Origin of the sequence: Rothia mucilaginosa (genome assembly GCF_964211445.1) — a bacterium.
Taxonomy (GTDB): domain Bacteria; phylum Actinomycetota; class Actinomycetes; order Actinomycetales; family Micrococcaceae; genus Rothia; species Rothia mucilaginosa_E.
In genome coordinates this window covers 1-12,434 of sequence record NZ_CAXOQT010000043.1, presented here as the reverse complement: position 1 = coordinate 12,434, position 12,434 = coordinate 1, and the positions used below count along the sequence as shown (strand labels likewise).

Genomic DNA, 12,434 nt, shown 5'->3' with positions numbered 1-12,434 from the left:
TGAGGGTATCTACGCAGTGGTGAACTTCACCTCTACCCCCGAGACCGCAGCTGAGCTCGATCGTGTTCTGAACCTGAACGAGTCCGTCATGCGTACCAAGATCATCCGCCCGGAGGATCAGAAGATCTCCAGCAAGTAGTTGTTTCTTGCCGGTCGGCTGACCCCCTAAAAATGTCAGGGGGTTGCGCTGTACTGGAACCAACATACTTGTAACTCTTATCGAGGAGGCATCAAATGGCAGGCGATACCGTTATTACCGTTATTGGTAATCTGACTGGCGATCCGGAGCTTCGTTACACCCCTGCGGGTGCGGCGGTTGCTAATTTCACGATCGCATCGACTCCGCGTACTTTTAACCGCCAGACGAACCAGTGGGAGGATGGGGAGACCCTGTTCCTGCGTGCGTCGGTGTGGCGTGGTTACGCTGAGAATGTTGCAGAGACCCTGAAGAAGGGTACTCAGGTTATCGCGCAGGGCCGTCTGAAGTCTCGCTCGTACGAGACCAAGGAAGGCGAGCGTCGTACCTCGTTTGAGCTTGAGGTCGAGGAGATCGGCCCGACTCTGCGTTTTGCTACTGCTCAGGTGACTCGCGCACAGCGTTCTGCCGGAGGTAATAACTTCGGTGGCGGTGCGCAGGGTGGCTTTGGCGGTGGCGCTGGGTACAACGCTGCTGCTCAGGGCGGTTTCTCCGCTCCTCAGCAGAATAATTTTGCTGCTGCTCAGGGTAATGGTTACTCTGGCCAGTCTGGCTACTCCGCTCCGGCCGCTCCGGCGGCCCCCGCAGCTCCTGCTGCTGATCCGTGGAGTTCTCAGTCTGGTGGTAACTATGACTGGGGTAGCGGCGCCGACGACGAACCTCCGTTCTAAGCCGGTTTCGTTTTCCGAATAGTAATTTATCAATCCATCCCGCGGTTATCCGCCGCGGGCTCCCAACTCTAAGGAGCACCACGATGGCTAAGGCTGAAATCCGTAAGCCCAAACCCAAGCAGAACCCCCTCAAGGCTGCTGACGTCACCGTTATCGACTACAAGGACGTCGCACTTCTGCGCAAGTTCATCTCCGACCGCGGCAAGATCCGCGCTCGCCGCGTGACTGGCGTGACCGTTCAGGAGCAGCGCAAGATCGCTCAGGCTATTAAGAACGCCCGCGAAGTTGCACTGCTGCCCTACTCCGGCGCTGGCCGCTAAAGAGAAGGAGAGACAGTAACATGGCTAAGATCATTCTGACTCAGGAAGTTTCCGGCCTCGGTGCAGCTGGCGATGTTGTCACCGTTAAGGACGGTTACGCACGTAACTACCTGCTGCCCCGCGGCTTCGCCGTGACCTGGACCCAGGGTGGCGAGAAGCAGGTTGAGTCCATCCGCGCCGCTCGTGCGGCTCGTGCCAAGGCTTCTCTGGAAGAGGCTCAGGCAATTGCTGCGTCCCTGGCTGCTAAGCCGGTTGTCGTTGCACACAAGGCTGGCGCTGACGGCCGCCTGTTCGGCACCGTCAAGGCTGAGGCTATTGCTGAGGCTATTGAGGCTGCTGGCATTGGCTCTGTTGACAAGCGCACCATCCACCTGGGTTCCGCTATCAAGCGCACCGGTGAGTACAAGGTGACTGTCCGCCTGCACGCTGACGTTGTTGCTAACGTTGTCCTGGACGTCGTTGCTGCTGCGTAAGTAGATTTTTAGATATTTGACGCTGAGGCTTTGAAGCTTCGGTGTTGAGTGTCGGACGGGGTGTCCCTCTTCGTGAGGGGCACCCCGTTTGTTGTACCCGTAGCTGTGCCCGCCCCGGTGCATGTTTCACGTGAAACATTCTTTGTGAGAGGTTGAGAATAGGAGTTGGGCGGCAGAAGGATTGGTGGTTGGAACGGTTGCGACTGCGAGGTAGACTAAATGACCCCGTAGACTGGTAGACATGGCTCGATCTTTTTCACGTTTGTCTTCTAGTGCTCAGCTGCTGCTTACGGGTGTGGTTCTGGAGTGCATTACTTTGTTGCTGTGTGCTCTAGCGGTTATCCCGTTTGCGGATGCCAATATAGCCACCATTATTTTTCTGTTGTTGCTGATAGTAGGCGGCCTTGCCTCCAGCATTGCCCTGGTGTGTGCGCTGGTGGGTCTGGTGAAGTTCCGCCAGTACCGCGTGGCCAATATTTGCTTGGCGGTTATTTCTGTAGTTGCTAACCCGCTGGCGCTGCTGGGTCTGTATATGGCGGCTTATTAGCCCGGTTTGAAGCCCTAAAACCGCACCGAAACTGCACAATATCAAAGCTCTCAGGGTTCTGTTGGTTTTCTCCCAGCTTGTTTCCAGCGAAATTCAATCCTCCCATAAGGTTGGGGGTGTTTACTATAAGTGTTGGTTCGAGAGGACTGCGATGTGAATGTGTGTGTTTCGTGTAGCGGGGTCGCCCGCTAGCGAAAGAAGGATGGCAAGGCAAAAGCGCCTTGCCTTTCTTCTTTTAACGCCACATATGAATTTAGAGAAGTGCATCCGAAGGGGCGCTGCATATCTGAGGTGGATCTGTGGCGGGCTCGTATCTCAACAGGCGCCGGATATGGGCGTGGATTATGGGTGCCGTACCCCTGATTTTGAGGAAGAATCTATTCCCAGCTTTCTTACAGCTTTAACCTACAGGGAATAAAGGTTTACGCGTAATACTTTATATAGATGGTTCGAGAGGACCATCAGAAAGTTGGACTTTCCTTGCGGAAGTGGCTCTGATTTTCGTATGTATGTGTGTGTGATGAGACTGGGGTTGGATCGAGAGATCCAGCTCCAGTTTCTGTTTAACCTCTGAATTTTGCGGTAGCGGCAACTCGAGGCGACAACGGCGTTAGGGCATGCCGTAACCATGGTGCACCGTAATAAAGGGCAACCATACTTCTACGTAACGTCATATTTCCTTTCCTGTGGGTGGCGGGTCTAGAATTAGGGAAGATAAATTTTGCATATTAAATACAAGTATTGAGGAGTTGTCTCCCGTGTCTAAGACCCCTTCCGTTCCCGGTACCGACCGCCCCGCTGAAAAGGCTGCAGGCCACTGGTTGCTCGCCCAGCTGGGCAAGAAGGTTTTGCGCCCCGGCGGCCGCGAGACCACCAACTGGCTGCTGGCTCGTACCCTGGGCGGCGACATTGACGTCGTGGAGTTTGCGCCCGGCCTGGGTATTACCGCCCTGGAGATTGTGAAGCGTTCCCCCAAGAGCTACACCGGTGTGGATCTTGATCCCAAGGCTGCTGAAATCGTAACCGAGCGTATTGGCGCCGCAACTAAGCCGAACTATCGTGTGGTGAACGCTAGTGCTCAGGAAACCGGCCTACCCTCCGAGAGCTACGACGCCGTGGTGGGCGAGGCGATGCTGACCATGCAGACCGATAAGCACAAACTGGAGATTATGCGTGAGGCGGCCCGCCTGCTGCGTCCGGGTGGCTACTACGCTATTCACGAGATGTCGCTGGTTCCCGATTACCTGCGTCCCGAGTTGAAGGAAGAGATTCAGAAGGATTTGGCGCGTACTATTCGCGTGAATGCCCGTCCGCTGACTGTTGCCGAGTGGACCGCCCTGGCTGAAGAGGCAGGCTTCGAGGTGCTGGATGTGTACCAGACCGATATGGCTCTGCTGGAGCCGAAGCGTCTGCTGGCTGATGAAGGTCCCGCTGGCGTTGCGAAGATTGCGTTCAACCTGGCGCGTAAGCCGCAGATTCGTGAGCGTGTGCTGGGTATGCGCGGTGTGTTCCGCCGCCATGCGGACCACATTGGCGCTATCGGTCTGGTTCTGCGTAAGAAGTAAGACAGACTCACACCGCAAAACTCACACAGTGAAACGGAGCCTCAGTATTCCTCGCTATCCGGGGGAATACTGAGGCTCCGTTTTACACTGATGTGTATGAGCCGCGGTGTATGAGCTGCGGTGTGCGAGCCGCAGAACCGGCTCAGTCATGTGTGCGCCTCCCGGAGATTGTTATGAGCCGTATTCTTTTCTCTCCTGAAAGCTTCAATATGGGTGAAACCACGCGCTGTATCGAGATAGCGCGTGCAGCTCAGGAGCGAGGCCATACGGTCTTATTCCACGTGTATTCCCCTAAATACCTGGGACTGCTGGAAAACGCGGGGTTGCCCGTGCATCTTCGCGAGCCGATTATGAGCGATGCTGAGGCGGAGCAGATTATGGCGCTGGATCAGGGTAGGGGAGTGCGGCATCCTTTCACGACCGGCATGGTGCGCCAGAGGGTTGCTGCTGAGCTTGCGGCTATTCGTGACTTTAGCGCTGATGCCGTGGTGATTGGTTCTAACCTGACGATGCTGCTGTCCGCGCGTATTGCGGGTGTCCCTATTTTCTACGCGCGCCCGTACGCGTACTCATCGACGTATTTTTCGAAGAAGCCTGCAGCCGGTGAGCTTGCTGCGCCGGGATGGTTGCGGGCGGTGGCGCGGGTGTTTTCGTATAAGCCGGCTTCTTTTACGCGTGTGGCTCGTGAGCATGGGCTGAGGCTTCCTCGACGTACCGTGGATATGCTCAGTGCCGATGTGAATCTTATCTGCTCCCTGTTTACGCAGTTGCGCGGCGACTCTTTGATGACCCCTGACGTTAGTGTGGGTCCTATCTATTACCGTGCGCCCGGTGAGCTGCCGCAGATTGTTCTCGAACCGAGAGAGCGGCCACTGGTCTACGTGGGAATGGGTTCGTCTGGCTCCGCAGATATTTTGGCGCAGGTGCTACGGCAGCTGTCAGCTGCTCCGGTGGATGTGCTGGTCGGCGGCGGTGTACAGCTCTCGGGGGCGCAGACCCGACTGCTGGGCGATAACATCCACTTCGCCGGGACTGTTCCGGCGCATCTGCTTGCCGGTCATATTGACGCCTCGCTGACGCACGGCGGTGAGGGGACGGTGCAGACGGCGTGCCTGGCGGGTGTGCCGTTTGCGGGTATTGCGATGCAGGCTGAGCAGAGCTGGAATATTGAGGAGTGCGTGCGCTACGGTAACGCCCTGCGTTTTACGAAGGATGATGTCTGCCGAGGCAATATCCGCGATATTTTGGACCGTCTGCTGGCTGATGAGGGTCTGCGCGCCAGGGCACGGCAGCTTGGCGAGGCGATGCGCACCATGGATGGTGCGGCGCTCGCCGTTGAGAAGATTGAGGATTATCTCCGCAGTCCGCGATAGGCGTGTATGGGTTTCGCGTGTGCCTTCGTGAGAAACTAGCATAGGAGTTCTGCAGAAATTGTTTCTGGAACGTCGTAGATATTGGATTGAAACGCGAGGGTAAGCATGTCTGAAACTACCATTGATTATGGTTCCCGCACTATGCCTCATGATGATGTGGCTGAGCAGTCGGTGCTCGGTGGCATGCTGCTATCGAAGGACGCTATTGCGGATGTGGTTGAGAGCCTGCGCGCGTCTGATTTCTATAAGCCTGCGCACGAGACGATTTATGAGGCGATTCTTTCTCTCTACGGTCACGGTAGCCCCGCGGATGCGATTACGGTTGCTGATGAGCTGAAGAAGCGCGGCGAGCTGACTCGTGTGGGTGGCGCGTCCTATATTCATACGCTGATTGCGTCGGTTCCGACTGCTGCTAACGCTCAGTATTACGCTGAGATTGTTAAGGAGCACGCGATTATGCGCCGCCTGATTGAGGCGGGTACGAAGATTGCTCAGCTGGGTTACGCCAATGAGACTGAGGTCGATACTTTGGTGGATCAGGCGCAGGCTGAGATTTATGCGGTGACTGATGGTAACGCGAAGGAAGACTATGTGTCTTTCTCTGAGGCGTTGGAGGAGACCATCAATGAGATTGATGCGAACTCGAACCGCCCGGATGGCGTGTACGGTGTGCCGACTGACTTTATTGAGTTTGATGAGCTGACCGGTGGTCTGCATGGCGGCCAGATGATTGTTATTGCGGCTCGTCCGGGTGTGGGTAAGTCGACTCTGGCTTTGGATATTGCTCGTTCTGCTGCTATTCATCATCAGATGACGACTGTGTTCTTCTCTCTGGAGATGAGCCGTACTGAGTTGGCGATGCGTATTCTCTCTGCGGAGGGCAAGATTTCGATGGGTCGCTTGAAGAAGGGCGACCTGGATACTGAAGGTTGGACGAACCTGGCGACTCTGCAGGGCCGTATTGATTCTGCTCCTCTCTTTATTGATGATTCGCCGAATATGACTCTGATGGAGATTCGCGCGAAGTGTCGTCGTCTGAAGCAGCGTAATGATTTGAAGCTTGTGGTGCTGGACTACCTGCAGCTGATGAGTTCGGGTAAGAAGGTTGAGTCGCGTCAGCAGGAGGTTTCGGAGTTCTCTCGTAGCCTGAAGCTGTTGGCTAAGGAGCTGGATGTTCCGGTGATTGCGCTGTCGCAGCTGAACCGTGGTTCAGAGCAGCGTACCGATAAGCGTCCGATGGTTTCGGATCTGCGTGAGTCTGGTTCTATTGAGCAGGATGCGGATATGGTGATTCTGCTGCATCGTGAGGATATGTATAACCCGGATAGCGAACGCGTGGGTGAGGCGGACATGATTATTGCTAAGCACCGTGGTGGTCCGACTCGTACTATCCCTCTGGCGTTTAGCGGTAAGTACTCGCGCTTCAACAATATGGCGAATGAGGCTCCTCCCCAGTACTAAGCAGCCCAGCACTAAGCGTTACTAAGCTTCAGCACTCTGTAGCTGTGCCCCTCTTCTTCTGTTCCTTTCGGGATGGAAGGGGAGGGGCTTTCTGTATCTATCGGTGAGGTAGTGGTGTGTGGGAGGTAGGAATCAGGGGCTGCTGAGAGGGCTCTAGAGGGCTTTCACTGGGCTTTCTTCGAGGGTTTGAGTGGTTTCTTCTGCGTTTATGAGGTTTTTTAGAAGTTTTTTGAAGATTTTCTATCACCCTTAAAACACTCTGACTAGGTGTTTTGGTGTCTGGAAGGGTGTTCGAGACCCTTTCAAGGCCCTTTTTGTGTCCTACTTCACCCTTTTTCGGGTTGCAGGGGTGTTTGGGGGTCTGTATAGTTGTATGAGTCGCCGCGGCGAGGAGGAAAAAACGAAGAGTTTCTTCGGTGTTTCTCCTAGTCGGAAGCGGTTTTGACAGGCTTTCAATTGTATAGTGTTTTGGTTTCTTGCTTGAAGGAATTTCGGGTTGCCGGTTGGTGATGTTGGAAGAGTTTAGGAAAGAAACATTGTGGTGCGAATCACGGAAAACGGATTTGCGAAGCAAACGAAACGCTGATATAGTTGATTGGGTTGCCGCGGGAACGCGGTAACGACGAAAATAACATGAATGACCGTTCAACGGTAAGACTTCTCGAAAGAGTGGTTGAGGTGTTGAATCGGTGTGTTGCTTGAGAACTCAATAGTGTGCTTTGTTCAATAAAATCACCAAATATGGTGATGGAAACTGAAACTAATACCAAATATTTATTTATTTGATAATCATTGAATGGTTTCAAAAAAGTCAGCTTGAGTCACGCACCCCCGTGTGTGATTCGCTGTTTGAGATCAGGTTATCGAACTTTTCTATTTTTTCAACGGAGAGTTTGATTCTGGCTCAGGACGAACGCTGGCGGCGTGCTTAACACATGCAAGTCGAACGATGAAGCCTAGCTTGCTAGGTGGATTAGTGGCGAACGGGTGAGTAATACGTGAGTAACCTACCTTTAACTCTGGGATAAGCCTGGGAAACTGGGTCTAATACCGGATACGACCAATCTCCGCATGGGGTGTTGGTGGAAAGCGTTATGTAGTGGTTATAGATGGGCTCACGGCCTATCAGCTTGTTGGTGAGGTAACGGCTCACCAAGGCGACGACGGGTAGCCGGCCTGAGAGGGTGACCGGCCACACTGGGACTGAGACACGGCCCAGACTCCTACGGGAGGCAGCAGTGGGGAATATTGCACAATGGGCGCAAGCCTGATGCAGCGACGCCGCGTGAGGGATGACGGCCTTCGGGTTGTAAACCTCTGTTAGCAGGGAAGAAGAGAGATTGACGGTACCTGCAGAGAAAGCGCCGGCTAACTACGTGCCAGCAGCCGCGGTAATACGTAGGGCGCGAGCGTTGTCCGGAATTATTGGGCGTAAAGAGCTTGTAGGCGGTTTGTCGCGTCTGCTGTGAAAGGCCGGGGCTTAACCCCGTGTATTGCAGTGGGTACGGGCAGACTAGAGTGCAGTAGGGGAGACTGGAATTCCTGGTGTAGCGGTGGAATGCGCAGATATCAGGAGGAACACCGATGGCGAAGGCAGGTCTCTGGGCTGTAACTGACGCTGAGAAGCGAAAGCATGGGGAGCGAACAGGATTAGATACCCTGGTAGTCCATGCCGTAAACGTTGGGCACTAGGTGTGGGGGACATTCCACGTTTTCCGCGCCGTAGCTAACGCATTAAGTGCCCCGCCTGGGGAGTACGGCCGCAAGGCTAAAACTCAAAGAAATTGACGGGGGCCCGCACAAGCGGCGGAGCATGCGGATTAATTCGATGCAACGCGAAGAACCTTACCAAGGCTTGACATATACTGGACCGCATCAGAGATGGTGTTTCCCTTCGGGGCTGGTATACAGGTGGTGCATGGTTGTCGTCAGCTCGTGTCGTGAGATGTTGGGTTAAGTCCCGCAACGAGCGCAACCCTCGTTCTATGTTGCCAGCACGTTATGGTGGGGACTCATAGGAGACTGCCGGGGTCAACTCGGAGGAAGGTGGGGATGACGTCAAATCATCATGCCCCTTATGTCTTGGGCTTCACGCATGCTACAATGGCCGGTACAGAGGGTTGCGATACTGTGAGGTGGAGCTAATCCCTAAAAGCCGGTCTCAGTTCGGATTGGGGTCTGCAACTCGACCCCATGAAGTCGGAGTCGCTAGTAATCGCAGATCAGCAACGCTGCGGTGAATACGTTCCCGGGCCTTGTACACACCGCCCGTCAAGTCACGAAAGTTGGTAACACCCAAAGCCGGTGGCCTAACCCTTCGGGGAGGGAGCCGTCTAAGGTGGGATTGGCGATTGGGACTAAGTCGTAACAAGGTAGCCGTACCGGAAGGTGCGGCTGGATCACCTCCTTTCTAAGGAGCACATTTAGTTGGCCATGCTGTCCGCGAGTGTCGGATGGGTGGTTTTGCTCATGGGTGGAATGTTGGTTTTGGGTTGGATGAGGCGCATTGTTGGGTTTTGGGGTAACACATGTGTGTTGTTCCTTTGTTTGCCTGGCATGGTGATGATGCAAATGTTTTTGTTTGTGTTGTTGTTGTGTTGTGGGTTGTTGTTTGAGAACTATATAGTGGACGCGAGCATCTTCTGGAATTTGCGTTGAATCAATGCTTTTGTGTTGGTTTGATTGTTGATTTTAGATTCTTATTTTTCTTGATTGTGTGTAAGTTATTAAGGGCACACGGTGGATGCCTTGGCACTAAGAGCCGATGAAGGACGTGTGAATCTGCGATAAGCCTCGGGGAGCCGATAACTGGGCTGTGATCCGAGGATTTCCGAATGGGGAAACCTGGCTCATCTTCATGGTGAGTTACCGCCAGCTGAATGTATAGGCTGGTTGGGGGGAACGCGGGGAAGTGAAACATCTCAGTACCCGCAGGAAGAGAAAATAAAGTAATGATTCTGTGAGTAGTGGCGAGCGAAAGCGGAAGAGACTAAACCTGTGGTGTGTGATAGCGGTTAGGCGTTGCATCATGGGGGTTGTGGGAGTCACAGTGGCAGTTCTAACTGGCTGCCGGCATGATGTTCAGGATGGTAGGTGAACGACTTGGAATGGTCGGCCGTAGAGGGTGAGAGTCCCGTAATCGAAATTGTTCTGTCCGTGGTGTGGCCACCCGAGTAGCACGGGGCTCGTGGAATCTCGTGTGAATCTGCCAGGACCACCTGGTAAGTCTAAATACTTCTTAGTGACCGATAGTGAATCAGTACCGTGAGGGAATGGTGAAAAGTACCCCGGGAGGGGAGTGAAATAGTACCTGAAACCGTGTGCTTACAAGCCGTTGGAGCCTTTTGGGGTGACAGCGTGCCTTTTGAAGAATGAGCCTGCGAGTTAGTGTTATGTCGCGAGGTTAACCCGTGTGGGGTATCCGTAGCGAAAGCGAGTCTGAATAGGGCGTTTGAGTGGCATGACCTAGACCCGAAGCGGAGTGATCTATCCATGGCCAGGTTGAAGCGACGGTAAGACGTCGTGGAGGACCGAACCCACTTCAGTTGAAAATGGAGGGGATGAGCTGTGGATAGGGGTGAAAGGCCAATCAAACTCTGTGATAGCTGGTTCTCCCCGAAATGCATTTAGGTGCAGCGTTACGTGTTTCTTGCCGGAGGTAGAGCTACTGGATGGCCGATGGGCCTTCACGGGTTACTGACGTCAGCTAAACTCCGAATGCCGGTAAGTGAGAGCGTAGCAGTGAGACAGTGGGGGATAAGCTTCATTGTCGAGAGGGAAACAGCCCAGACCACCAACTAAGGCCCCTAAGCGTGTGCTAAGTGGGAAAGGATGTGGAGTTGCTTAGACAACCAGGAGGTTGGCTTAGAAGCAGCCATCCTTGAAAGAGTGCGTAACAGCTCACTGGTCAAGTGATTCTGCGCCGATAATGTAGCGGGGCTCAAGTACACCGCCGAAGTTGTGGCAATGATCTTTTTGGATTGTTGGGTAGGGGAGCGTCGTGTAGCCGGTGAAGCTGCGGTGTAAACCAGTGGTGGAGGCTATGCGAGTGAGAATGCAGGCATGAGTAGCGAAAGATGAGTGAGAAACTCATCCGCCGGATGATCAAGGGTTCCAGGGTCAAGTTAATCTGCCCTGGGTTAGTCGGGGCCTAAGGCGAGGCCGACAGGCGTAGTCGATGGATAACGGGTTGATATTCCCGTACCGGTGAAAAACCGCCCATACTGATATTGTGATGCTAACCATGCGAAGCATGATGTGCAGGCTTTTGTTTGTGTGTTGTGTGGGTTGTGGGACCCGATCTTTGGAGGTAAACGTATTAACAGGTGTGACGCAGGAAGGTAGCCAAGCCACGCGATGGTTGTCGTGGTCTAAGCGTGTAGGGTTGTCGGTTGTTAAATGCGCCGGCTGTGTGCCTGAGACGTGATGGGACCCCGTTTTTGGGGGATTTGGTGATCCTATGCTGCCGAGAAAAGCATCGGCGTGAGGTTTTAGCCGCCCGTACCCTAAACCGACACAGGTGATCAGGTAGAGAATACTAAGGCGATCGAGAGAATCATGGTTAAGGAACTCGGCAAAATGCCCCCGTAACTTCGGGAGAAGGGGGACCTTGAGCGTGATGGGCACTTGCTGCCTGGAGCGTGTATGGGTCGCAGAGACCAGGGGGAAGCGACTGTTTATCAAAAACACAGGTCCGTGCGAAGTCGTAAGACGATGTATACGGACTGACTCCTGCCCGGTGCTGGAAGGTTAAGAGGATTGGTTAGCCTTTTTGGCGAAGCTGAGAATTTAAGCCCCAGTAAACGGCGGTGGTAACTATAACCATCCTAAGGTAGCGAAATTCCTTGTCGGGTAAGTTCCGACCTGCACGAATGGAGTAACGACTTCCCTACTGTCTCAACCATGAACTCGGCGAAATTGCAGTACGAGTAAAGATGCTCGTTTCGCGCAGCAGGACGGAAAGACCCCGTGACCTTTACTATAGTTTGGTATTGGTGTTTGGTTTGGCTTGTGTAGGATAGGTGGGAGACTGTGAAGCATGGACGCTAGTTTGTGTGGAGTCGTTGTTGAAATACCACTCTGGTCAATCTGGATGTCTAACTTCGGGCCATGATCTGGTTCAGGGACAGTGCCTGATGGGTAGTTTAACTGGGGCGGTTGCCTCCTAAAGTGTAACGGAGGCGCCCAAAGGTTCCCTCAGCCTGGTTGGCAATCAGGTGTTGAGTGTAAGTGCACAAGGGAGCTTGACTGTGAGACTGGCAGGTCGAGCAGGGACGAAAGTCGGGACTAGTGATCCGGCGGTACGTTGTGGAACGGCCGTCGCTCAACGGATAAAAGGTACCTCGGGGATAACAGGCTGATCTTGCCCAAGAGTCCATATCGACGGCATGGTTTGGCACCTCGATGTCGGCTCGTCGCATCCTGGGGCTGGAGTCGGTCCCAAGGGTTGGGCTGTTCGCCCATTAAAGCGGTACGCGAGCTGGGTTCAGAACGTCGTGAGACAGTTCGGTCCCTATCCGCTGCGCGCGTTGGAAATTTGAGAAAGGCTGTCCTTAGTACGAGAGGACCGGGACGGACGAACCTCTGGTATGTCAGTTGTACCGCCAGGTGCATGGCTGATTGGCTACGTTCGGGAGGGATAACCGCTGAAAGCATCTAAGCGGGAAGCCTGTTTCGAGATGAGATTTCCTGGCACTTTGGTGTGTGAGGCTCCTTATAGATGATGAGGTTGATAGGCCGGGTATGGAAGCGGGGACTGAAGACTCGTGGAGTTGACTGGTACTAATAGGCCGAAGGCTTACTTTTTCGAGAAATTGTGTGTTTGCGTT

The 12,434-nt window shown here is 53.9% G+C and carries 8 protein-coding genes and 2 rRNA genes; all 10 read left to right on the top strand.

Annotation, left to right across the window (positions count from 1 at the left end):
• Window positions 1–139, top strand: a 139-nt coding sequence (locus tag AB8E48_RS08665; protein ID WP_368886444.1) for a 30S ribosomal protein S6, incomplete at its 5' end; no start/stop codon positions are given.
• A 95-nt stretch (window positions 140–234) separates the two neighbouring features.
• Window positions 235–867 carry a single-stranded DNA-binding protein gene (locus AB8E48_RS08660; protein ID WP_005504055.1) on the top strand — a complete coding sequence of 211 codons (633 nt, stop codon included), beginning with the start codon at window positions 235–237 and terminating at the stop codon, window positions 865–867.
• An 83-nt stretch (window positions 868–950) separates the two neighbouring features.
• Window positions 951–1,187, top strand: a complete 237-nt coding sequence (gene rpsR / locus AB8E48_RS08655) for a 30S ribosomal protein S18 (RefSeq protein ID WP_004005948.1) — start codon at window positions 951–953, stop codon at window positions 1,185–1,187.
• 20 nt (window positions 1,188–1,207) lie between these two features.
• On the top strand, window positions 1,208–1,660 hold the full coding sequence (gene rplI / locus AB8E48_RS08650) for a 50S ribosomal protein L9 (RefSeq protein ID WP_005504050.1): 453 nt from the start codon (window positions 1,208–1,210) through the stop codon (window positions 1,658–1,660).
• 241 nt (window positions 1,661–1,901) lie between these two features.
• Window positions 1,902–2,207 carry a hypothetical protein gene (locus AB8E48_RS08645; protein WP_368886443.1) on the top strand — a complete coding sequence of 102 codons (306 nt, stop codon included), beginning with the start codon at window positions 1,902–1,904 and terminating at the stop codon, window positions 2,205–2,207.
• A gap of 758 nt (window positions 2,208–2,965) precedes the next feature.
• The gene (locus AB8E48_RS08640) at window positions 2,966–3,772 is read left to right on the top strand and encodes a class I SAM-dependent methyltransferase (RefSeq protein WP_368886442.1); all 807 of its coding nucleotides are present in this window, start codon (window positions 2,966–2,968) and stop codon (window positions 3,770–3,772) included.
• Between the two features lie 281 nt (window positions 3,773–4,053).
• Entirely contained in the window at window positions 4,054–5,145 is a 1,092-nt protein-coding gene (locus AB8E48_RS08635) for a glycosyltransferase (protein WP_368886441.1), read from the top strand.
• A gap of 105 nt (window positions 5,146–5,250) precedes the next feature.
• Window positions 5,251–6,606, top strand: a complete 1,356-nt coding sequence (gene dnaB, locus AB8E48_RS08630; protein WP_368886440.1) for a replicative DNA helicase — start codon at window positions 5,251–5,253, stop codon at window positions 6,604–6,606.
• Between the two features lie 881 nt (window positions 6,607–7,487).
• Window positions 7,488–9,016, top strand: a 16S ribosomal RNA gene (locus AB8E48_RS08625).
• A gap of 306 nt (window positions 9,017–9,322) precedes the next feature.
• Window positions 9,323–12,411 (top strand): 23S ribosomal RNA (locus AB8E48_RS08620).
• Together the 16S and 23S rRNA genes form the textbook arrangement of a ribosomal RNA operon.
• Window positions 12,412–12,434: the final 23 nt, after the last annotated feature.